At 68.6% G+C, this 22,292-nt stretch carries 20 protein-coding genes and 1 tRNA gene; 14 read left to right on the top strand and 7 right to left on the bottom strand.

The features are described from left to right. Positions 1–4 precede the first annotated feature (4 nt). The 4 genes from AC6BOR_RS11970 to AC6BOR_RS11985 all read left to right on the top strand — a co-directional run bounded on the left by AC6BOR_RS11970 (position 5) and on the right by AC6BOR_RS11985 (position 5,414). Positions 5–1,426, top strand: a complete 1,422-nt coding sequence (locus tag AC6BOR_RS11970) for an efflux transporter outer membrane subunit (RefSeq protein WP_498058630.1) — start codon at positions 5–7, stop codon at positions 1,424–1,426. Next, positions 1,426–2,544 carry an HlyD family secretion protein gene (locus AC6BOR_RS11975; protein WP_498058631.1) on the top strand — a complete coding sequence of 373 codons (1,119 nt, stop codon included), beginning with the start codon at positions 1,426–1,428 and terminating at the stop codon, positions 2,542–2,544. The genes AC6BOR_RS11970 and AC6BOR_RS11975 overlap by 1 nt, the downstream gene beginning before the upstream one ends. After that, complete coding sequence (locus tag AC6BOR_RS11980) at positions 2,541–4,061, top strand: DHA2 family efflux MFS transporter permease subunit (RefSeq protein ID WP_498058632.1); 1,521 nt, start codon at positions 2,541–2,543, stop codon at positions 4,059–4,061. The genes AC6BOR_RS11975 and AC6BOR_RS11980 overlap by 4 nt, the downstream gene beginning before the upstream one ends. Before the next feature lie 93 nt (positions 4,062–4,154). Next, on the top strand, positions 4,155–5,414 hold the full coding sequence (locus tag AC6BOR_RS11985; RefSeq protein WP_498058633.1) for a glycosyltransferase: 1,260 nt from the start codon (positions 4,155–4,157) through the stop codon (positions 5,412–5,414). A gap of 7 nt (positions 5,415–5,421) precedes the next feature. On the opposite strand, the gene AC6BOR_RS11990 is transcribed toward AC6BOR_RS11985, so the two are convergent. Both AC6BOR_RS11990 and AC6BOR_RS11995 read right to left on the bottom strand, forming a co-directional pair. Further along, entirely contained in the window at positions 5,422–6,825 is a 1,404-nt protein-coding gene (locus AC6BOR_RS11990; protein ID WP_498058634.1) for a sensor histidine kinase, read from the bottom strand. Between the two features lie 3 nt (positions 6,826–6,828). Continuing rightward, a complete protein-coding gene (locus AC6BOR_RS11995) occupies positions 6,829–7,512 on the bottom strand; it encodes a winged helix-turn-helix domain-containing protein (RefSeq protein ID WP_498058635.1) in 684 nt (227 codons plus the stop codon). 217 nt (positions 7,513–7,729) lie between these two features. Here AC6BOR_RS11995 and AC6BOR_RS12000 point away from each other — a divergent pair, with 217 nt between their 5' ends. From AC6BOR_RS12000 to AC6BOR_RS12015, 4 genes are read left to right on the top strand one after another with little or no spacing between them, the layout of a single operon-like run. Continuing rightward, entirely contained in the window at positions 7,730–9,061 is a 1,332-nt protein-coding gene (locus AC6BOR_RS12000) for a TolC family protein (protein ID WP_498058636.1), read from the top strand. Then, positions 9,058–10,179, top strand: a complete 1,122-nt coding sequence (locus tag AC6BOR_RS12005; protein ID WP_498058637.1) for an efflux RND transporter periplasmic adaptor subunit — start codon at positions 9,058–9,060, stop codon at positions 10,177–10,179. The genes AC6BOR_RS12000 and AC6BOR_RS12005 overlap by 4 nt, the downstream gene beginning before the upstream one ends. Before the next feature lie 9 nt (positions 10,180–10,188). Continuing rightward, complete coding sequence (locus AC6BOR_RS12010; RefSeq protein WP_498058638.1) at positions 10,189–13,296, top strand: efflux RND transporter permease subunit; 3,108 nt, start codon at positions 10,189–10,191, stop codon at positions 13,294–13,296. A gap of 60 nt (positions 13,297–13,356) precedes the next feature. Next, positions 13,357–14,049 carry a VIT1/CCC1 transporter family protein gene (locus AC6BOR_RS12015; protein WP_498058639.1) on the top strand — a complete coding sequence of 231 codons (693 nt, stop codon included), beginning with the start codon at positions 13,357–13,359 and terminating at the stop codon, positions 14,047–14,049. A gap of 16 nt (positions 14,050–14,065) precedes the next feature. Here AC6BOR_RS12015 and AC6BOR_RS12020 read toward each other — a convergent pair whose 3' ends face one another. The 3 genes from AC6BOR_RS12020 to AC6BOR_RS12030 are packed head-to-tail and all read right to left on the bottom strand — an operon-like array spanning position 14,066 to position 15,721. Further along, positions 14,066–14,530: a nuclear transport factor 2 family protein gene (locus AC6BOR_RS12020; protein ID WP_498058640.1), complete on the bottom strand. Its 465-nt coding sequence runs from the start codon at positions 14,528–14,530 to the stop codon at positions 14,066–14,068. Further along, complete coding sequence (locus tag AC6BOR_RS12025; protein WP_498058641.1) at positions 14,527–15,132, bottom strand: pyridoxamine 5'-phosphate oxidase family protein; 606 nt, start codon at positions 15,130–15,132, stop codon at positions 14,527–14,529. Before AC6BOR_RS12025 ends, AC6BOR_RS12020 begins: the two co-directional genes overlap by 4 nt. Positions 15,133–15,157: 25 nt before the next feature. After that, positions 15,158–15,721 carry a carboxymuconolactone decarboxylase family protein gene (locus tag AC6BOR_RS12030; protein WP_498058642.1) on the bottom strand — a complete coding sequence of 188 codons (564 nt, stop codon included), beginning with the start codon at positions 15,719–15,721 and terminating at the stop codon, positions 15,158–15,160. Between the two features lie 124 nt (positions 15,722–15,845). Between AC6BOR_RS12030 and AC6BOR_RS12035 the strand changes: the two genes are divergently transcribed. Continuing rightward, a complete protein-coding gene (locus tag AC6BOR_RS12035; RefSeq protein WP_498058643.1) occupies positions 15,846–16,763 on the top strand; it encodes a LysR family transcriptional regulator in 918 nt (305 codons plus the stop codon). A 49-nt stretch (positions 16,764–16,812) separates the two neighbouring features. Here AC6BOR_RS12035 and AC6BOR_RS12040 read toward each other — a convergent pair. Next, a tRNA-Arg gene (locus tag AC6BOR_RS12040) sits at positions 16,813–16,889 on the bottom strand. A 77-nt stretch (positions 16,890–16,966) separates the two neighbouring features. Between AC6BOR_RS12040 and AC6BOR_RS12045 the strand changes: the two genes are divergently transcribed. Continuing rightward, a complete protein-coding gene (locus tag AC6BOR_RS12045) occupies positions 16,967–17,500 on the top strand; it encodes a hypothetical protein (protein WP_498058644.1) in 534 nt (177 codons plus the stop codon). Here AC6BOR_RS12045 and AC6BOR_RS12050 read toward each other — a convergent pair. Continuing rightward, positions 17,494–18,390, bottom strand: coding sequence for a P1 family peptidase (locus AC6BOR_RS12050; protein ID WP_498058645.1), 897 nt, complete (start codon positions 18,388–18,390; stop codon positions 17,494–17,496). The two genes, AC6BOR_RS12045 and AC6BOR_RS12050, sit on opposite strands and share 7 nt — an antisense overlap. A 90-nt stretch (positions 18,391–18,480) precedes the next feature. On the opposite strand from AC6BOR_RS12050, the gene AC6BOR_RS12055 reads away from it, so the two are divergent. The 4 genes from AC6BOR_RS12055 to AC6BOR_RS12070 are packed head-to-tail and all read left to right on the top strand — an operon-like array spanning position 18,481 to position 22,177. Further along, positions 18,481–19,578, top strand: a complete 1,098-nt coding sequence (locus tag AC6BOR_RS12055) for a type III polyketide synthase (RefSeq protein ID WP_498058646.1) — start codon at positions 18,481–18,483, stop codon at positions 19,576–19,578. Next, the gene (locus AC6BOR_RS12060) at positions 19,578–20,300 is read left to right on the top strand and encodes a methyltransferase domain-containing protein (protein ID WP_498058647.1); all 723 of its coding nucleotides are present in this window, start codon (positions 19,578–19,580) and stop codon (positions 20,298–20,300) included. Before AC6BOR_RS12055 ends, AC6BOR_RS12060 begins: the two co-directional genes overlap by 1 nt. Beyond that, a complete protein-coding gene (locus AC6BOR_RS12065) occupies positions 20,288–21,370 on the top strand; it encodes an NAD(P)/FAD-dependent oxidoreductase (protein ID WP_498058648.1) in 1,083 nt (360 codons plus the stop codon). Before AC6BOR_RS12060 ends, AC6BOR_RS12065 begins: the two co-directional genes overlap by 13 nt. An 18-nt stretch (positions 21,371–21,388) precedes the next feature. Beyond that, positions 21,389–22,177, top strand: a complete 789-nt coding sequence (locus tag AC6BOR_RS12070) for a precorrin-2 dehydrogenase/sirohydrochlorin ferrochelatase family protein (protein WP_498058649.1) — start codon at positions 21,389–21,391, stop codon at positions 22,175–22,177. Positions 22,178–22,292: the final 115 nt, after the last annotated feature.

The raw sequence follows: 22,292 nt of genomic DNA on the forward strand, positions 1-22,292 counted from the left end.
GCCCGTGCATCGCAAGCCTTTCCTGCTTCTTCCCCTGCTGCTGACGGTCGCCGCCTGCGCCGTGCCGCCTCGGCTTGGCCCGGCGCCCGGCGTGCGCACCACCGCCAGCGTGGCCGCCGAACAGAGCCTGGCGGAAACGCCCGGCCGCGCCTGGCCAGCGGCGGACTGGTGGGCGGGCTGGGGCGATCCGCAGCTGGCTGGCCTGATTGAAGAGGCGCTGGCCGCCAATCCCGACCTCGCGCTGGCCAATGCGCGGCTGGCCGCGGCCGATGCCGCCGCGCGGCAAAGCCGGGCCGGGCTGCTGCCGACGCTGAATGCCACCGGCACGCTGGGCGGGCAGCAATTGTCCAAGAATCTCGGCATTCCGCCGCAGTTCGTGCCGCCCGGCGTGCGCGAATTCGGCCAGGTCAATCTGCAGGCTGGCTGGAACCTTGATCTGTGGGGGCAGGGGCGTGCCGCGCTGCGCGCCGCCCGGCGGGAGGCCGATGCGCTGGCGGTGGAGCGGGACCAGGCCCGGCTGATGCTGTCGGCCAGTGTCGCCCAGGCCTATGCCGATCTCGCCGCCGCGCTCGATCGGCAGGCGGTGGCGGCCGATGCGCTGGCCATCCGCCAGCAGACGCTGGATCTCACCGCCGGCCGGGTTGCCGCCGGGCTGGACAATGATGGCGCCCGCGCCCAGGCCGCCAGCCGGCTGGCGCTGGCCCGCGCCGATGCCAGTGCGGCCGGCCAGCAGGTGCTGGTCGCCCGCCACCGGCTCGGCCTGTTGCTGGGCGCCGGGCCGGATCGCGGGCTGAGCATTGCCGCGCCGAAGCTGGCGCCGCTGCCGCCCGGCCTGCCGGAGGGGGCGCGGATCAACCTGATCGCCCGCCGGCCGGATCTGGCCGCCGCCCGGCTGCGCGTGCTGGTGGCCGGGGAGCGGGAACGGGTGGCGCGGCGGGCGTTTCTGCCCAATCTCAGCCTGAACGCCACCATCGGCCAACAATCGTTGGGCTTTGACAAGATATTGAACGGCAACAGCTTCTATGCCCAGTTCGGCCCGGCGCTGAACCTGCCGATCCTGGATGGCGGCCGCCGTGCCGCCGAACTGCGCGGCAGCCGCGCCAACCGGCTGGCTGTGCTGGCCGCGCATGATGCGACGCTCCTGCGCGCCTTCAATGAAGTGGCCGATGCCGCCAGCGCGGTGGTGGCGCTGGGCGATCAGCAGGCGGCGGCACAGGCCGCGTTGCAGGAGGCTGAGGCCGCGCGCCGGGTGGCGGCGCTGCGCTATCAGGCCGGCCTGTCGAGCCAGCTTGCCGTGCTGATTGCCGATGATGCCGTGGTTGGCGCCCGCCGGGCGCTGGCCGATGTGACCGCATTCCGCCTTGCCGCCGATGTCGCGCTGGTGCGCGCGCTGGGCGGCGGCTTTCGTGAACAGGAGCGTGGCTGATGGCCGAAACCGAAACGATGGCGCCTGCCGCCAACCCGAAACGCGCCCGCGCCTTGCGCATTCTGGCCGGCGTGGTGGTGATCGCCGGCCTGGGCTCTGGCCTGTGGTGGGCCGCCTTTGAACGCGGCCGGGTGGAGACGGACAATGCCTATGTGGGCGGCGACACCGCGCAGGTGACGCCGCAATTGCCCGGCACGGTGGCCAGGGTGCTGGTGGGCGGCACCCAGGCCGTGAACGCCGGCGATGTGCTGGTGGTGCTGGATGATGCCGATGCCCGGATTGCCGTGGCCCAGGCCGAAGCCGCGCTGGCCCAGGCGCAGCAGCGCTTCACCCAGGCCGCGGCCACTGCCGATGCGGCCGGCGCCCGCGCCGCCGGGCGGCAGGCTGATGTGGCCGCGGCCCGCGCCCGCCTGGCCGAAGCCGATGCCATGCTGGCCCGCGCCCGCGGCGAGTTTGACCGGCGCCAGCAACTGGCCGGCAGCGGTGCGGTTTCGGCGGAGGAACTGGCGGCGGCCCGTGCCGCGCTGGCGGCGGCCACCGCCGCGCAGAGTGCGGCCACCAATGCCGTCAACGCGGCCACCGATGGCGCCCGTGCGGCCACCGGCGATGCTGCGGCGGCCACGGCTTTGGTCAGGAATGTCACCATCTCCACCGCGCCCGACGTGCGGGCCGCCCAGGCCATGCTGGATCGCGCCCGGCTCGATCTGGCCCGCACCGTGATCCGCGCGCCGATTGCCGGCATCGTCACCAACCGCAACGTGCAGGTTGGCCAGCGCGTTGCCGGCGGCGCCCCGCTGATGACATTGGTGCCCACCGCCGGCCTGTTCGTGGATGCCAATTTCAAGGAAAGCCAACTGAAAGCCATCAGGACCGGCCAACCCGTTGAATTGACCTCTGATCTTTATGGCGGCGATGTCGTCTATCACGGCCGGGTGACCGGCATGGCGGGCGGCACGGGGGCGGCCTTTGCCCTGATCCCGGCCCAGAATGCCACGGGCAACTGGGTGAAGGTGGTGCAGCGCCTGCCGGTGCGCATCACGCTGGATCCCGCCGAGCTGAAGGCGCACCCGCTGCGCATCGGCCTGTCGATGACGGCGGTGGTGGACACCCGCGAATGACCGCGCCTGCGCCCCTGACCGGCGCCCGCCTGTGGACCACGGCGATGGTGTTGGCGCTGGCGAATTTCACCGTGGTGTTGGACATCACCATCGCCAACGTGTCGATCCCGTCGATCGCTGGCAGCCTGGCAGTGGCGCCGTCGCAGGGCACCTGGGCGGTGACCAGCTATTCGGTGGCAGAGGCGATTTCGGTGCCGCTGTCGGGCTGGTTTGCCGCCCGGTTTGGCGTGGTGCGCTGGTATGGCGTGGCGCTGCTCGGCTTCGGGCTGTTTTCCTTGCTGTGCGGTCTGTCGCAAAGCCTTGAGGCGCTGGTGCTATTCCGCATCCTGCAGGGTTTTGCCGGCGGTCCGATCATGCCGCTGAGCCAGGCGCTGCTGCAGTCCATCTTTCCCAAGGAAAAACAGGGGGCGGCCATCGGCCTTTGGGCGGCCACCACCACGGCGGCGCCGATCTTCGGCCCCATCCTGGGCGGGCTGATTTCCGACAATCTGTCGTGGCACTGGATCTTCTTCATCAACCTGCCGGTGGTGGCCATCTGCCTGTTGATCAGCCAGCGGCGGCTGCGGGTGTTTGAAACGCCACTGTCACGCCAGCCCATTGATATTATCGGATTTATACTTCTGGTCATTGGTGTTGGCGCCTTTCAGATCATGCTGGATACAGGCCGCGAGAAGGACTGGTTCGGGTCCACCGACATCGTCATCCTCGCCATCGTGGCAGCGGTGGGGATCCTAGCCTTCATCATCTGGGAATTGACCGAGGAGCATCCGATTGTTGACCTGAAAATCTTCCGCCACCGCGGCTTTGCGGCCGCAACGGCGGTGATCAGCATCGGCTTTGGCAGTTTCTTTGCCGTGGTGGTGCTCACGCCGCTGTGGCTGCAATCGGTGTTCGGCTATTCGGCCACCCAAGCCGGCTTCACGGTGGCCTGGATCGGGGTGTTTTCGGTGCTGATCGCCCCGGTGGCCGGCCTGTCACTCAGCAAGATTGATCCGCGCATTTCGGTCACGTTCGGCGTGCTCTGGCTTGGTCTGGTGACCGCGCTGCGCACCACCTGGTCCACCGACAGCAGTTGGGCGCAACTGGTGCTGCCCCACCTGCTCACCGGCATCGGCATGCCGTTCTTCTTCATTGGCTTGACCAGCCTCGCTATGGCCAGCGTCAAGCCAGAGGAAAGCGTGTCGGCCGCCGGCATCCAGAACTTCTGCCGCACGCTGTGCGGGGCCATTGGCGCAGCCATCGCAACCAGCCGTTGGGACGGCGAATCGCGGGCGGTGCGCGCCGCACTGGCCGAAGGCATGAACGGCGTGGAGGCGACCATGGCCCGGATGCAGGCGGGCGGCCTCAGCCACGACCAGGCCCGCGCCGCGCTGGACCGCATCCTGGAAGTGCAGGCCGCAACACTGGCCAATCTGCACATCTATGCCAGCACGGCGCTGTTGTTCTTCGTGGCGGCGGCGCTGGTGTGGCTGATCCCCAAAGTGAACATCAGCGGGCCGATGGGTGGTGGCCACTAGGCCGCACGGATGAACAATAAATCATGAACTGACCAGATTGCCCTCAGAACAGCTCTGCCATGGCTGGTGCTCATCAGTCACGGCGGAATGTTCATGCTCGCCACTCTGTCGTCACCCAATGCCATGTCATCGCCGGCTTCCGGCCAGACCTTCCACATCGTTGATATTTCGGCGCTTTACAGCCCCAATGGCGGCGGCATCCGCACCTATACCCGGGCCAAGCTGGCGATGGCTGAACAGTTCGGCATCCGTATGACCGTGGTCGCGCCTGGGCCGGCCAATGGCGAGGAACGGGTGGGCAGTGCGCGGTTGGTCACGGTCAAAAGCCCGCGCTTCCCGCTCGACCGCAACTACAGCTATTTCGCCGATGAAGGCGTGATCCACGCCATGCTCGACCGGCTGGTGCCCGATTTCGTCGAATGTTCCTCCCCCTGGGGCAGTGCGGTGGCGGTGGGCAACTGGCCCGGCCCGGCACCGCGCGCGCTGATGATGCACGCCGAACCCATGTCGGCCTGGGTCTATCGCTACCTGGATCGCGTGCTGCCGCGGCCGATCATCGACCGCGGCTTTGCCGGCTTCTGGCGCTACATGCAGCGGCTCGACAATCGCTACCAGCTGGTGGTCGCCGCATCGGGCCAGGTGGCGGCGCGGTTGACGGGCCAGGGCCTGCGCCATGTCGCGTTGCATCCGCTGGGCATCGAAGCCGGCGTCTTTTCGCCCGACGCCCGCAATGAGCAACTGCGCGCTGCACTGCTGGCCGGGTGCGGGCTGCCGGCGTCGGCGGTGCTGGCTCTGGGTGTTGGCCGGCACAGCCCGGAAAAACAATGGCCGTTGGTGGTGGATGCCGCCACGGCTGCTGGCCAGATAGTTCCGCTGGGATTGGTGCTGCTCGGCGATGGGCCGGGCCGGGCCGCGGTGGAACGTGCGATCGACGGCAACCCGCACATCCGCATCCTGCCGCCGGTCACACGGCGGCCCGATTATGCCCGGTTGCTGGCCAGCGCCGATCTCCTGGTCCATGGCTGCGCCGCTGAAACCTTTGGCCTTGCCTGTGCTGAAGCGGCGGCGTCCGGCCTGCCGCTGATCGTGCCCGATGATGGCGGTGCGCTGGATCAGCTGCGCCCTGGCGCCGGCACCAGCTACCGTGCCAACAGCGGGGCTGATCTGCGCCGCGCGCTGTTGCTGGCGGCGGAGAATCTTCCGGCCTGGCGCCTGGCGGCGCGTGCCCCCGGCCCGGCGCCACCGACCATGGCGGATCATTTCGGCCGGCTGTTCCAATCCTATCGCGCCGTGCACGAAGATTGGGCGAAAGGCGACCGGCCGCCACCGGCGCGGACCGGCACGGTGGCGTGATGGCCGCTCAGGCCTCTGCCGGCAGGTGGATGATCAGGCGCAGCCCCGGGTGATTGCTGGCCAGGCTGACCTGGCCGCCATGGAGATGCGCCACCGCGCCCACCAGCGCCAGGCCCAGCCCCATGCCGCCGCCGCCACCGCCGCCGCCACTGCCATCGGGCCCGGCCTCCCCCCGGGCCGGATCCAGCCGGCCAAAACGGCTCAACGCCAGCGCATGTTGTTCGGGCGGAATGCCGGGGCCGTCATCGGCCACCACCAGATCAACGCCATCCGCCGCGCCCCGGGCAGACAGGCTGATAGTCGTGGCACCGCTGGCATGGCGCAGGGCATTTTCGATGGCATTGCCCAGCGCCTGCTGGATCAGCGGCCGGTGCAGCCGCTGCTTCAACCCAGCCGGTGCGGCCGCCACCAGATTGATTCCCTGCTCTTCGGCCAGCGGGCCATAAACGTCTGCCGCATCTTCCAGCAGATCGGCGATGTCGGTGATGGTGAAATGATCGCGGCCGATGCCGGCTTCAGCGCGGCTGATCTGCAGCGCGGTGGTCAGCATCGTCAGCAACCGGTCAAGATCGCCAGCCATGGCATCCAGCGTATCGGGATCGGCGCCATGGGCCTGGGCCTGTTCCACCCGCCCGCGCAGCCGGGTGAGCGGGGAGCGCAGATCGTGCGCCAGGCCATCGGTGACAGTGCGCAGCTCGTTCACCAGGCTCTCGATCCGGTCCAGCATGGCATTGATAGCGCCGGCCAACCGGTCATAGGGGTCTTCGCTGCCATCGCGCGGGGCGCGGCGCGCCAGATCGCCCTGTGCCACCGCCTGGGCCACCCCGGCGATGCCCGAAACCCGCGCCGCGCTCAACCGGCCGAGCAGCAGCGCCAGCACCAGCGCGGCCGGCATGGTGAGCGCCAGGCTGGCGGCCAGCGCCCGCCAGATCGCCGTGAGCAGCGCATCGCCGCGCGCCGCCGCCTGACCAACGATCAGCACATGGCCGCGATCCAGCCGCGTGGCCAGCACCAGATAGGGCCCCGCCGCCAGCCGTGGCCCGGCCAGCGTCAGCCGCTGCCAGCCGCCACCAATGCTCATGCCGGCCGGCCGGCCCGGCAGATTGCCAGCCAGCGCCGCGCCGTCATCATCGGCCAGCAACAGGGCATGGCTTGATCCCTGCATCGCCAGCCGGGCGGTGATCAGGGTGGCAACCTCCTCGCGGCCACCGGCACGCCAGGCGGCCACCAGATCGTCGCGCAGGTCAAGCACCAGTGCCTCGTCACGCGCGGCAATCTCGCGCTGGGCCGCGATATAGACCGAAGCCATGGCGAGGCTGACCAGCAACAGCTGCACGGCAAAGCTGGTCAGCACCAGCCGCGTGCTGCTGGCTGCCAACAGCCGGTTCAGCCGGGCCAGCGCGCCGGCCACGCCTCAGGCCGTGCCCAGGCGGTAACCGGCACCGCGCACCGTGTGGAGCAGTGGCGCTTCGCCCGCTTCCTCCAGCTTGCGCCGCAATTTGGAGACATGCACGTCGATCACGTTGGTACCGGGATCGAAATGATAATCCCACACGCCTTCCAGCAGCATGGTGCGGGTCACCACCTGATCGGGATGGCGCAGCAGATATTCCAGCAAGCGGAATTCGCGCGGCTGCAAGGGGATCACCCGCGATCCCCGCCGCACCCGGCGGGACAACAGGTCCATCTCCAGATCGGCCAGCTGCAGCAGTGTCACCGGCCCACCGGTGGGGTTGCCCCGGCGCAGCAGCAGCTTCAACCGCGCCAGCAGTTCGCCAAACAGGAAGGGTTTGGCCAGATAATCATCGGCACCGGCTTCCAGCCCTGTCAACCGATCATCGGGTGTGCCCAGCGCCGAGAGCAGCAGCACTGGTTTGCCGATCCCGGCCGCCCGCAGGGCTGCCAGCACGGCCAGCCCGTCCATCCCCGGCAGCATGCGATCGAGGATGATCGCGTCCACCGCCGGGTCGCTGGCCATGAACAGCCCATCACGGCCGTTGCCGGCGCGTTCCACGCCAAAACCGGCTTCGTCCAACCCGCGCGCGATGAAGGCCGCGGTGGTGGCATCATCTTCCACCAGCAGGATTTTCCGGCTCATTGGCCGATCCCGGGGAAGACACCGAAACAGGGCAGGGCGGGCAGCATGGCCGCAACATAGCACGCAATGGCCGGCACCTGTCACCACCCCGGCGCCCCATCATGAACTATGATTCATATGGTCATCATGCGGCGGCAAGGCGGCGGAGGCCAAGAAGGGCCTGTCACCCGCCCACCAGCCCCGGGCGGTGACAGAAGAAGGGTACCAGGTTGCGCGAATGATCACTCCGGACAAGCTGATCCGCGTTTCCTGCCTTCTTCTGGTCATGGCCGGCACGAGCCCCGTCGCTGCCATGGCCCCGCATGCGGCCGGCCCGGCCATTCCCCCGGCCGGACCGGCCGCACTTGCCACCGCTGAGCAGGCGCTGCCCATCACGCTGGGTCAGGCCTGCGACGCGGCAGCATCCGGCAATATCGATATCATCCACGCCCGCCAGGCCCGCGCCATCGCTGCGGCCGGGCAGACCATTGCCGCCGCCAGGCCCAATCCGGTGCTCAGCTTTGGCGGCACCCAGGTGCGGCCGCGCGGCTTTGGGGTGCAGGGGCCGGGCAACACCATCGACGAAGTGGTGCGCATCGATCAGCCGATCGAATTGGGCGGCAAGCGGCGGGAGCGCATGGCCTCGGCCGCCGCCGCCAGCCTGGCGGCCGAAAATGATCTGGCCGACGCCCGCCGCCAGGTGATAGCCGCAGTGGACACTGCTTATTCATCGCTGCGCGCCGCGCAGGACCGCGCCCAGACCACGGCGGCCATCGCGGCCGATTGGGCCCGCAGTGCCGCCATTGCGCAACGCCGGCTGGCCGCTGGCGATCTGTCGCAAGGTGAAGCCGCCCGCCAGCAGGTGGAGGCGGTGCGCGCCGATGCCGATGCACTGGCTGCCCGCGCCGCCGTGCGCGAGGCGCAGACGCAGCTGGCCATCCTGATCGGCCGCGATGGCGATGCCCAGCAACTGGTTGCCGCCGATCCCTGGCCGGCACCGCCGGTGCCGGCGCCGGAACCGCCCGATGATATCGCCGCCCGCCGCCCCGATGTGCGGGCGGCTGCGGCCCGGGTGGAACAGGCCCGCCATGATCTGGCCGGCGCCCGTGCCTTGCGCACCCCCGATATCAGCGTGGGGGTGCAATATGAATATCAGGCCCAACCGGTCGGCATCGGCGGATCGGTGGGCTTTGGCCTTTCGGTGCCGTTGCCGGTTGGCACTCGCTATTCAGGGCAGGTGGCCGCCGCCGGTGCTGGCCTGGGCGATGCCGAAGCCAGCGCCGAAAAGGCCCTGCGCAGCGCGACAGCCGATATTGCTGCAGCACGCAGCGCGCTCGCTAGCGCCAGCGAGCGCCGCCGCCGGCTGGAAACCGATCTGGTGCCCGCCGCTCGCACCGCTGCCAGCACGGCCGAATTTGCCTGGAGCCGGGGCGCTTTGCCACTCACCGATCTGCTCGATGCCCGGCGGGCGCTGGCGGCGGCCGAACTGGGGCTGGTGGACGCTCACTTGGAAGAAGCCGCTGCCGGCGCCCGATTGCTGGCGGCCGAAGCGGCAGGGGACGACAAATGACTGCGCGCAACCATCTCACCGGCCTGTTGCTGGCCGCCAGCCTCGCGGCCCTGCTGCCGGCCTGTTCTGATCCCGCCCCACCGCCACCGCCCAAGTTGGCGGCCGAACCCGGCGTGATCAGCTTTCCAGCTGGTTCCGCCGATCTTGACGCCCTGCAAGTCGTGACAACCACCGCCGATGCACTGCCGGTGTCGGCCGATCTCAACGCCCGGCTGGCCGTGGACGAAGCGGTGACCGGCCGTGTCGGCGCACCGGTGGCGGCGCGGGTGACGGCCCTGCTGGCCGACATGGGCGACCGGGTGCGCGCCGGCCAGCCACTGGTGCGTGTGGACGCACCCGATCTCGCACAGGCCAGCGCCGATCTCGCCGAAGCCGAAACCGCCGCCGGCTTGAAGGCGCGGGCGGCGGCGCGGGCGCGTGATCTGTTTGCCGGCGGCGCCCTGGCGCAGCGCGATCTGGAATCCGCCAATGCCGAAAGCCGGCTGGCCGGTGCGGAGCTTGACCGCGCCCGCCAGCGCCTCGCCTCGCTTGGCGGATCTGGCGGCGGCACCGCCCTGTCACTCACTGCGCCGGTCGGCGGCATCGTGCTCGACCGCCAGGTCGAACCCGGCCAGCAGCTCACCGCCGGGCAGGGGCCGTTGTTCACCATCACCGATCCCACCCGGCTGTGGCTGCTGATCGACGTGCCGGAAAGCGCCATCGGCCGGCTGCACATGGGCCAGAAGGTCAGCTTTGCGGTCGACGCCTATGATGACCGCAGCTTTGTCGCCACCGTCGACAAGATCGGCCTGGCAGTGGACCCCGCCACCCGCCGCGTGCAGGTGCGCGCCAAGGTGGACAATCATGATCTGGCGTTGAAGCCCGAAATGTTCGCCCGCGCCCGGCTGGTCGCCGATGATGGCCGCGTGGCGGTGAAATTGCCCAACGCCGCCCTGTTCGAACGCGGGCTGGCCAATCATGTCTTCCGCCAGGAAGGGCCCGGCCGCTTCCGCCGCGTCGCCGTGACGGTGGGGGTGCGCGGTGAGGATTACAGCTGGGTGACGACGGGCTTGAAGCCCGGTGACCGCGTGGTGGGCGAAGGCGCGCTGCTGCTCAATGCCCAGCTTGGCGATCAGTGACAGGCCGCGATGATGCTTGAACGCCTTGCCCGCTTTTCCACCACCAGCCGCCTGTTCATCTTCATCATGACGGCGGCGCTGATGGTCATTGGCGTGCGCGCCGCCTTCAACCTGCCGATCGAAGCCTTCCCCGATGTGCAGGACACGCAGGTGGTGGTGATCACCCAGCAGCCCGGCCAGGCCCCTGAAGAGGTTGAGCGTGCCGTGTCGCTGCCGATCGAGCGCGCCCTGGCCGGCACGCCCGGCGTCACCACCATGCGTTCGGTCTCGATCACCGGCCTGTCGGTGGTCACGCTGATCTTTGACGATGGGGTGGATGATTATTTCGCCCGCGCCCACACGCTGGAAAAGCTGCGCGATGCCGAGCTGCCCGATGGCGTGGTGCCGTCGCTGGCGCCGCTGTCCTCGGCGGTGGGTGAAGTCTATCGCTATGTGCTGGAAAAGCCGCCGGGCATGGCGCTGCGCGATGCCCGCGCCATCCAGGATTTCGTCGTGCGCCCGGCGCTGCGCATGGTGCCCGGTGTCGCCGATGTCACCACCCTTGGCGGCGCGCTGAAGCAGTATCAGGTGAATGTCCGGCCCGATGCGCTGAAACGCTATGGCACCAGCCTGGCGGATCTGGAAAGCGCGGTGGGCAGCGCCAACAGCAATGTTGGCGGCGGCACCATGGACCGCGGTGATGAGGCCATGGTGGTGCGCGGCCTTGGCCTGTATCAGACGGTCGATGATATCGCCAACACGCTGGTGAAGGCCGACAATGGCCGCACCGTGCGGGTGGGTGATGTGGCCGATGTCGCCATTGGCGATGCCTCCCCGCGCGCTGGCATGGTCGCGCTCGATCGCGAACCCGATGTCGTGGAAGGCGTGGTGCTGATGGTCCGCCACCAGAATGCCGCCGCGGTGGTGAAGGGCGTGCGCGACACGGTGGACCAGCTGAACGCCCGCTTTGCCCTCGATGCCAAGCGCGAAGGCCGGCCGCCGGTGCAGATCCGTCCGACCTATCAGCGCACCCGCCTGATCGACCGCACGGTGGACACGGTGGCCGAAAATCTCGCCACCGGCGCCGCGCTTGTGTCCGCCATCCTGCTGATCTTCCTGCGCAACTGGCGGGCGGCAGCGGCCGTCGCGCTGTTGATCCCGCTGGCGCTGCTGGCGGCCTTTGCCGGCCTGTTCCAGCTCGGCGTGCCGGCCAATCTCATCTCGATGGGCGCGGTGGATTTCGGCATCATCATCGACAGCGCGGTGGTGCTGGTGGAGGCCTTGATGGTCGCGCTGGCGGTGGAAACCGCCAGCCATGGCGGCCGCCTCACCTCTGTGCAGAAGCAGGCAACACTGCGCGCCACGGTTGGCGATCTGTCCAAGCCGATCCTGTTCTCCAAGGCCATCATCATCATGGCCTTCGTGCCGATCTTCACCTTCCAGCGGGTGGAGGGCAAGATGTTCTCGCCCGTGGCGCTCACCCTGTCGCTGGCGCTGCTGGCAGCGCTGCTGCTCACCCTCACCTATCTGCCGGCCATCCTGTCGGTGCTGATCGAACGCTATGATTTTGCCGAGAAGCATCTGGCCTGGATGGACGCGCTGCGTGACCGTTATCGCCGGTTGCTCGGCTGGGCGGCGGCGCGCCAACGCCAGGTGGTGGGCGGCGCGGTGGCGCTGCTGGTCGGCGCGGCCCTGCTGGTGCCGCAATTGGGCACCGAATTCCTGCCCAAGCTGGATGAAGGCAATATCTGGCTGACCGTGCAGCTCACGCCGTCCGCATCGATGACGACCACCCGCCGGGTGGAAGCCCGCATCCGCCAGATCATGTTGTCCTATCCCGAGGTGCGCCAGATCTCGAGCGAGACCGGCCGGCCCGACGACGGCACCGATCCAAAGGGACCATCATCCCTGCAGATGCTGGTGGATCTGAAACCGCGCGATGAATGGCGCAGCCGCTTCCCCACCAAGGAGGCGTTGGAGAATGACATGCGCGCCCGCATCGGCACCATGCCCGGCGTGCCGACCAATTTTAGCCAGGCCATCGAAGACAGCGTGCAGGAATCGTTGTCGGGTGTGAAGGGTGACATTTCGATCAAGATTTTCGGCGATGATCTCGCCATTCTGGAGCAGCTGGCCGACCGCACCGCCAAGGTGGTGGCCGCCGTCCCCGGTGCCGCCGACGTCGCGGCGATCAAGGTCGGCGGCCAGGCGGAGGTGCGCGCCGTGCTCGACCGCGCCGCGCTGGCCCGGCTTGGCCTCAACAGCGATGAAGCCAACAAGGTGATCGCCGCGGCCTTTGGCGGCACCATCGTTGGCCAGGTCTATGAAGGCGACCGGGTGTTCGATGTCATCACCCGCTTTGCCCCCGATGCGCGCGGCGCCGTTGCCGATCTTGCCGCCCTGCAGATCCCGCGCCCCGGTGGCGGCAGTGTCAGCCTGGGCGATGTGGCGCGCATCGATGTGCGCATGGGTGCCAGCCGCATCAGCCGCGAAGCCGGCGGCCGCAACGTGGCGGTGAAGGTGAATGTCGACGGGCGCGACCAGGGCGGCTTTGTCGCCGATGCCCAGGCGCGCGTGGCCAGCGCCATCAAGCTGCCCGCGGGTTACCGCATGGTGTGGGGCGGCCAGTTCGAAAACCAGCAGCGCGCCACCCGCCGGCTGGAAGTGATCGTGCCGCTGGCGCTGCTTGGGGTGTTTGCCCTGCTGTTCGGCGCCTTCCGTTCGGTGCGATCGGCCGGGCTGATCATGGCGATGATTCCCTTCACCCTGATCGGCGGTTCGGTGGCGCTGTGGCTGGCGGGCCTGCACATGTCGATCTCGGCGGCGGTGGGCTTCATCGCGGTGGCCGGCATCACCGTGCAGAATGGCGTTGTCATGCTCGAACATGTCGCCCAGCGCTTTTCCGATGGCGATCAGGCCGATACCGCCGTGCTGGAAGGCGCGGTGGACCGGCTGCGCCCGATCATGATGACCGCACTGATGGCTGGCCTGGGTCTGCTGCCGGCGGCGCTGTCGTCGGGCATTGGTTCGGAAACCCAACAGCCCTTCGCCTGCGTGATCGTTGGCGGGGTGATTTCGGCAACGCTTGCCATGCTGGTGTTGCTGCCACTGGGCCTGAAGCGCTTCATGCAGCGCTGAACCTGCTGTGCCGCCGGCCGATCCGGGCTACACTTGGCCCGGCAATGGGGGAGGGCGGTGATGCGCGGGCACGTCGAAACACATCTGGTGGCCCGCATCGGCTGGCTGCGCGCCGCCGTGCTGGGGGCCAATGATGGCATCGTCTCCACCGCCAGCCTGATCCTGGGCGTGGCCGCATCCGGCGCGGATCGGCAGGCGCTGCTGGTTGCCGGCGTGGCCGGGCTGGTCGCGGGCGCAATGTCGATGGCGGCCGGCGAATATGTCTCGGTCAGCAGCCAGGCCGATACCGAGGTCGCCGATCTGGCGCGGGAACGCGCCGAACTGGCCGCCGACCCCGATCACGAACAGGAAGAACTGGCCGGAATCTATGTTGGCCGCGGGGTTGATCCCGAGACGGCGGCAACAGTGGCGCGCCAGATGATGGCGCACGATGCCCTTGCCGCCCATGCCCGTGATGAGCTGCACATCACCGATACCACCGCCGCCCGCCCGGTGCTTGCCGCCTTCGCGTCGGCCGCCACCTTCACCGCCGGCGCCGCGCTGCCGCTGCTGCTGGCCGCCGTGTTGCCGATGGCCTGGATGGTGGCGGGGGAAGCGGCAGGCTCCATCCTGTTTCTCGCCCTCCTCGGCGCGGTGGGTGCCCGCGCCGGCGGCGCCAGCCCGCTGCGCCCGGTCGCACGCGTGGTATTCTGGGGCGCCCTCGCCATGGCCCTCACCGCCGGCATCGGCCGTTTGGTTGGCACGGCGGTTTAGGCCAGAAGCTGCCCCGTCATAACCCCAGCGCGCTCAACCCCGGATGATCGTCCGGGCGGCGGCCGAGTGGCCAGCGGAACACGCGGTCGGCTTCGGTGATCGGATGCTCGTTGATGCTGGCAATGCGGCGCTCCATCAGGCCCTCGGCGTCGAACTGCCAATTCTCGTTGCCATGGGCGCGGAACCAGGTGCCGCTGTCGTCACGATATTCATAGGCAAAGCGCACCGCGATGCGGTTGCCTGCGTGCGCCCAGACCTCCTTGATCAGCCGATAGTCAAGCTCGCGCGCCCATTTGCGTGCCAGGAAGGCCTCGATCGCGGCGCGGCCGGTGATGAACTCGGCGCGGTTCCGCCACTGGCTGTCCGGCGTGTAGGAGAGCGCGACGCGAGCCGGGTCGCGGCTGTTCCAGGCGTCTTCGGCCAGCCGGGCCTTTTCGGCGGCAGTTGCATCGGTGAAGGGCGGCAACGGGGGGCGGCTCATGCGGTGGTTCCTTGCAACAATGCGATCCGGGCTTTCAGACGTTCAATCTCGGCATCCCGTTCGCCAAGTGCGGCGGCAACCTGATCGGCGTCGAACTTCTGCGGAATATGCTGGGGGCAGTTGATGTCCCAGGCGTCGATGTCAAACAGGACGGCGGCTTCGGGGCGGGCGGCATAGGCGTCGGGCATCAGTTGCGCCACCAGCGCCGGATCATCGCTGAACCGCGCCGTGCCCCAGATCTTGATCCGCGCCTTGCGCGCATAGTCCATCAGGAACAGGAAGGCCTTGGGATTGTCAGCCAGGTTGCCGGTGGAGACATATTGGCGGTTGCCGGCATAATCGGCAAACCCCAGCTGGCGCTCCCCCAGCACGCGGATGAACCCGCGCGGGCCGCCGCGATGCTGGATATAAGGTTGGCCATCCGCCGTCGCGGTGCCGAGATAGGCCGAATTCGCCTCGGCCAGCATTGCCACCAGCCGCGCATCGATCGCGGTGCGAAAGCCGCCCTGGGCCTCCATCCGCGCATAGGCTGCGCGCGATCCGCGTTTGGACTGGATCGCCTTCACCGTGGGGGTGAAGGCGATGTCGCTGCTGGGGCTCATGCTGGTCACTCCGATAGCCGGGGGGTCAGGCGTCAGCCAGGGCCGCGCGACGCGCGGTGACGACCGGGAAATCAATCTCGGTCTGGAAAACCGTGTTGAAGAAATTGGTCCAGACATTGAGCGCGACATGCTGGACGATCTCGATGATCTGCGCGTCGGTGTAGCCAGCCGCCTTCACGGCGGCGAAATCGGCATCGCTCACCCGGCCGCGCAGCCGCGCCACGCTGGCGGCAAAGCGGACGGCAGCATCGGCCTTGGGATCGTTGGAGGCACCGCTGCGGTTGGCGCTGATCTCGGCATCATCGAGCTTGCTGACGTTGTGCGCCAGATAGCTGTGGGCCGACAGGCAATAATCGCAGCCGTTCACCTCGGCGACGGCGAGCGCGATGCGCTGGCGGGTGGCCGGCGGCAGCTTGCCCTTGGCGAGGGCGCCGGCAAGCGCGAGCTGGCCTTCCAGTGCCTGCGGGCTGACGGCAACCGCGCGGAACAGGTTGGGGACGGAGCCGAGCTGCTGGGCAACCGCATCAAGCAGCGGGCGGGATGCTTCCGGGGCGTCGGCGACGGTGGCGGGGATGGCAATGCGGGACATGGTTCGGGTTCCTTTGGCCGGCACAGGGGTGGGGGGTGTCCGGTGACACGTGATGTCGGCCATTTCGTTTTTCGGGAGTAGATGTTAGCTTCGGGAAGCAGGCTTCCACTGAACGGAAGGTTTGATGGACCGGTTTGAAGCAATCCGCACGCTGATCGCCGCTGTTGACGCGGGCAGCCTGTCGGGCGCTTCGCGAGCGCTGGGCATGCCACTGCCAACCGTCAGCCGCCGCGTTTCCGATCTGGAAGCGCATCTCGGCGCCCAACTGCTGGTGCGCACCGCCCGCAAGCTGGTCCTCACCGACGCTGGCGAGGCCTTTGTTGCCAGCGCCCGGCGCATCATCGACGAACTTGCCGAAGCCGAGCGGGCGGCGGCCGGCGAGTATCGTGAGCCGCGCGGCGCGTTGATCATTGCAGCGCCAATCCTGTTCGGCCGGCTGCACATCGCGCCGATCGTGCATGATTTTCTCCGCGTCTATCCGCAGGTCAGCGTGCGGCTGGTGCTGGCCGATACCGTGGTCGACCTGGCCGAGTCCCATGTCGATGTCGCGGTGCGGATCGGCCCCTTGCCTGACAGTGACCTGATCGCGCGAACCGCCGGCCACATCCGCTGGATCCTGTGTGCCAGCCCCGCCTATTTGGCGCACGCGGGTGAACCCGCCACACCGGAGGCGCTTGCCAATCACGACTGCATCGCCTTCGACGGGCGCAGCAGCTACCGCAGCTGGACCATCGGCGCAGGCGCCCTGGCCCGCACGGTCGAAATCCGGCCACGCTTTTCAGTCAACACGGCCGAAGCCGTGGTCGAAGCGGCTGCGGCTGGCCTGGGGATCGCCCGCGTGCTGTCCTATCAGGCGGCTGGCGCGATGGCGCGCGGGCAGGTGCAACCCGTCCTGCGCCAGCTGGGAGCCGATCCGATCCCGGTCAGTCTGGTCCACCAGCCCCAGCGCGTCGAGCCCCTGAAGCAGCGCGCCTTCCTCGACTTTGCCGCCCCGCGGCTGGCGCTCGCGCTCAGCGAAATCGAACGCATCATCGCTGCGTGACAGCCAGGAAAGCTTCACTCTCGCAATCTTTTTGGCAATGTCAGGAAATTGGCGCGCCCGGAACGATTCGAACGTCCGACCCTCAGATTCGTAGTCTGATGCTCTATCCAGCTGAGCTACGGGCGCGCGCCTTGGAGGCCGGCCTGATAGCGGCGTGTGCGGGGCATTGCAACCTCTTCCTTGCCGCTTTAGGCGATATTCTCATGTTGGCGCGCCAAATCCAGATCCTGTTGTTGTTGCCGCTGGCCGCCTGCAGCGCGCGCGGCGGGGATTGGCCAACGCTGGCCCCGCGCGCAGGCGAGATTTCGCCGATGGTGCCGCGCAACGTGGCGGGCCAGCAACGCTGCCCGGTGGCCATGGATTGCGCGCCGGCGGAACAGGCAGCCGCGCCGGAAGCGGTGGCGCCGCAACCGCCGGCACCGCCGGCAGCCGCCGTGCTGGCCGAGCTGGCGCAGATCGAAGCGAAAATGGACGCCATCGAACGGGATGCGGCCACCGCGCGCCGGGATGCGGTCACCGCACGCGCTGCCGCAGGCACCGCGGGCACGGAAACGGCCACGGCTGCACGCGCCGTGGCCGCCGAAACCCGGCTGGCGGCGGCGCTGCAGCCGCTGGCTGGCCTGGCCTTCCGGCTGGATGAACTGACGGCCGCTACGGCCGATGCCAGCGACCGCGCCGCCTATGCCGATTGGCTGGCGGCCCTGTCCCGCCGCATCGCTGGCCTCGATCCTCAATAAAGCCCGACCGCCTGCCGTGTGGCCGCTGCAACCAGGTCGGCCGCCACTGTCGCCACGATTGCCAGTTGCACATCATCGATCAGTGGCAGCCCCGGCGCGGCCGTGCCGATGGCGAACAGGCAGTCTCCATCGAACTGGGTGTGCACCGGCCGCACCGCCCGTGCCAGGCCGGATTGGGCGACCATGGCGATGCGCAGCGCCTGTGCACGGTTAATCGGTGCGTTGGTTGCCACAGCGCCAATCACCGTATTCTGCCGGCCGAAGCCTTTGTGGCGATTGAGTTTTGGCATCGCAACCACGCCATCGGGCGGCGCGTCGGCATAGACCTCGCCAAAGCTGTTTGCGGCGATCAGGGCCCCCACCACCAAGCCGTCGTCCAGCCGGCGTGCCAGGCTGCCAATACCGCCCGGCCGGCTGCCGGAGCGGGCGCCGTGGCCGGCACCGATTGGGCCATGACCATCACTCCCGACCGTGCCAAGCTGGGCAAAGGCCTCCCGCGACAGCCGCCGATAGGGTGGTTCCATGTCCCATCCCTTGTCCCCGCCGTTCGACAGATCGAACAATATGGCGGCTGGCACCACCGGCACCGGGGGCAAGCCTTCCCCCATCGGCAGCCCGCGCCCCTCGGCTGACAACAACAACGTCAATTCGTCCCCAGCGGCCAAGCCAAACACCGAACCGCCAGCCAGCGCCAGGCCATGGGCCCGTTCGACCAGGTTGATCGGGTTCAGCGCATCGGTCTCGCGGGTGCCGGGGCCGCCGCCGCGGACCTCTACCGCCATCACGGCGGGTGCGTCGGGAACAATGAGGGTGACGCCGGTGCGGGCACGGTCACAATGGGCGTGGCCAACGCTGAGGCCGGGAACGGTGGTGATGCCGGGCAGGTTCATGGCGCATCCATCGGCCGCATGCGAAGCTGTTGCAAGCCTGCCCGAACAGGCGCACCGTGCATAAAGCCAAGTCATTGAAGGACCAAGGCCATGCTTGCCCCCGCCGTCGCCCATATCAACCGGATCGGCACCGCGCTGCCACCCAACGACGTGCACGAGGCTTTTGTCGATTTCGTCGGCACGCTCATCAAGGATCGGCGTGACCAGTTGATTTTCAAGCGGCTGGTCGGCCGTTCCGCCATCGACCATCGCTGGAGTTTCTTCACGCCAGTGAAAGACCCGGACGGCTTCACCGCCGATGCGGAAGGCTTTTACCGGCCCGGTGCCTTTCCTTCGACTGCACGGCGGATGGCGCGTTTTGCCGCCACGGCGCCGGCGCTGGCCGAACAGGCGATTGGCGGACTGGCGCTTTCGGCCAAGGATTTGAAAGGCATCACCCATCTGGTGGTGGCCAGTTGCACCGGCATGGTGGCGCCAGGAATTGACCAGTTGCTGGTCAGCCGGCTGGGGCTGAACCCCGGTGTGGAGCGCACCCATGTCGGCTTTATGGGTTGTTACGCAGCGGTCAACTCCCTGAGATTGGCGCATCATTTCGTGCGATCCGATCCGGCGGCGCGGGTGCTGGTGGTCAATCTGGAGCTGTGCACTCTGCATTTTCAGGAAACCGGCGATCTGGAATCGCTGCTGGCCATGCTGCTGTTTGGCGATGGCTGTTCGGCCGCCTTGGTCACGGCCGACGCCACCGGCCTGGCGCTGACCGATTTCCGGGCGGCGACCATTGCCGATTCGGCCGATGCCATCACCTGGAACATCGGCGATCAGGGTTTTGACATGCACCTGTCAGGCCGGGTGCCGCCGATCCTGCAACAGGCGCTGGCCGGGCCGGCGGGCGCGGACCTGCTGCGTGGTCAACATCCTGATGATTATGGGGTTTTTGCCGTCCATGGCGGCGGCCGGGCCATATTGGATGCGGTGGAGGCCGGGCTGGGATTGGGGCAGGGCGCGCTGAACTGGTCGCGAGAGGTGCTGAAGGATTGCGGCAACATGAGCAGCGCCACCCTGATGTTTGTGTTGCAGCGGATCATGGCCGGCATCGGCAGCGCGGTGCCGCGCGGGGCACCGGGCTTTGGCGTGGCCTTTGGGCCCGGGCTGGCGGCGGAAAGTTTCCGTTTTCAAACAGTGGGTTGATGCAGGATCTGCTTGCCACCTGGCCGGCGGCGCCGCTGGATTTCAGCCGCCGGGCCGACCTGCCGGAGATCATGGACGATGGCCGGCTGGATGCCGCGACTTATGCCGCAGTGATTGCAGATCTGGCCCGGGTGAACAGCATCACGCTGGCGCGGCCGCCTACGATCAACTGGTTGAAAAATCGAACGAAATCGCTGGATGAATTCTCGGTTCTGGATGTCGGCTTTGGCCATGGCGACATGCTGCGGGCGATTGCCGCCTGGGCGCGGGGCGCTGGCAAGCGGGTGCGGTTGGTGGGGGTGGACCTGAACCCCCGGTCTGCCCCGGCGGCGCGGGCGGCCACAAACCCGGCCGACGGGATCGAATATGTGACGGGTCAAGCCGAAACGATTGATTTTGAACCGGATTTCATCATCTCCTCGCTGGTGGCGCACCATATGGATGATGCCGAACTGGCCGGCTTCATCGGCTGGATGCAGGCCACGGCAGGGCGCGGCTGGCTGATCAACGATCTGCATCGCCACTGGGTTGCATGGCTGGGATTTCAAGCACTTGCGCGGATTTTTGGCTGGCATCCGATCGTTGCCCATGATGGTGCCCTGTCGGTGCGGCGGGCGTTTGGGCGGCATGATTGGGCCAAGTTGTTGAAATCGGCAGATGTTCGCGCCGATGTGCGCTGGCACATCCCCTTCCGCTGGACGGTGGCGGCATGCACCCGCTGATCATCGGCGGCGGGCTCGCCGGTTGCGCGGCAAGCATCGATCTCGCCCGCGCCGGGCTAAGGCCTTGTTTGATCGAGCGAAATCCTGAACCGCACGACAAGATTTGCGGCGAGTTCCTGAGCGGGGAGGCGGTTGCGGCGCTGGCCGGGTTGGGGGTGGACCCCCGCGCGCTGGGGGCGGTGCCGATCACGAAGGTGGAGCTGTGGGCCGGCCGCCGCCAGGCCGCCGCCGCGCTGCCATTCCCGGCGCTCAGCCTGTCCCGCCGTGTCCTGGATGCCGAATTGGTGGCAAAATCCGCGTCATTGGTGACCGCATTTCACGGCGGCGTGGCAGCAAACCGGATCAGCGGTGACCGCGTTCACACATCCGGTGGCGAATTGCGGGCCAGCGCCATTTTGCTGGCCACCGGCAAGCATGATCTGCGCGGGCTTCCCCGCCCGCCAGGGCCGGACCAGATCGGTTTCAAGCAATATTTCACCGCCCCGGCCCTGCACCGGCAGCTGGCCGGCACGGTGCGGGTGGTGTTTTTCGACGGCGGCTATGCCGGGCTGCAACCGGTGGAGGGCGGGCGGCTGAACCTGTGCCTGCTCGCCGATGGCCCGCTCTATCGCGGGCTGGGCAGCTGGTCGGCGCTGCTGGCGCTGCTGCTGCGCGAACCCGGCCTGGCGGCGCTGGCCGATGCGCAGCCGCTGCTGGACAAGCCGCTGGCCATCAGCCGGGTGCCCTATGGCCACCTTGCCGGGCCGGCCGGCGACGGGCTGTGGCGGCTGGGCGATCAGGCGGCGGTGATCCCCAGTTTCTGCGGGGACGGCATGGGCATCGCGCTCGAATCCGGGCGGCTGGCGGCGCGCATGCTGGCGGCCGGGGCCAGCGCCGATGATTATCAGGCGGCCCTGCTGGCGCGCACCCGGCGGCCGGTGCGGCTGGCGATGGCGGCCCTGCGGCTGGCCGAAACCCGTCTGGGCCGGCTGCTGGCGCTCACCGGCCTCGCCGCCATTCCCGGCGCGCTGGGCCTGATGGCGCGGATGACCCGGGTGGCCGATCCCAACGCGCTTGCACCTGCGGCCTGAGGCTGGCACCCCCGCGCCATGGACCAACTGCCCATCTTCGTGAAACTGGCCGGCCGCCGCGTGATCCTGATCGGCGACGGCGAAGCGGCCGAGGCGAAGGCCCGGCTGATCCGCGCCGCCGGCGGCCGCATCGTGGCCGAGGCCGAAGACGCCGCCCTGGCCTTCATCGCGCTGGACGATGACGCCGAAGCGACTGCCCACGCCAGCCGGCTGCGGCAGCGCGGCCTGCTGGTGAACGTGGTGGACCGGCCCGCCCTGTCAGACTTTCTGATGGGCGCCATCATCGATCGCTCCCCCGTGGTGCTGGCCGTCTCCACCGGCGGCGCATCGGCCAGCCTGGCCCGCGCGCTGCGCACCCGGCTGGAAGCGCTGCTGCCCGCGAGCCTGGGGCCACTCGCCCGCGCCATCCTGGCCGCCCGCGACGCGGTGAGCCGCCACCACCCCACCCCATCCGACCGCCGCCGCCTGTGGGAACGCGCCCTGGCCGAAGGCGCCCCACTCGATCCCTTCGCCAGCCTGCCCGATCCCGCGGCCGCCGTCTCTGCCACCATCACCGGCACCAGCACCACCACGCCCCAAATCGTCCACATCCCCATCACCAGCCCCGACCCCGGCGAGCTCACCCTCAACCAACTCAACCTCCTCGCCCGCTGCGACACCCTCGTGGTGCAAGGCCCCATCCCCGCCGCCGTGGTGGACCGCGCCCGCCGCGACGCCACCCGGCTGGACCGCGTGCCCACACCGCTGCCGGCCGGGGTGACGGTGGTGCTGGGGTGGGATGGGGAAGTGTGGGGGGCGAAGGATTAAGGGTGCCTCCGGCGGCAAGGGTCGCGGACCCTTGACCCGTTTGTTTTGGTTTGGGCGGTGTGGCGGCTTATGGATCGACTAACGCACGCCTTGTCTCTCCAGCATGATCGGAAAG

The organism is Sandarakinorhabdus sp. FBCC-B8862 (assembly GCF_059745315.1).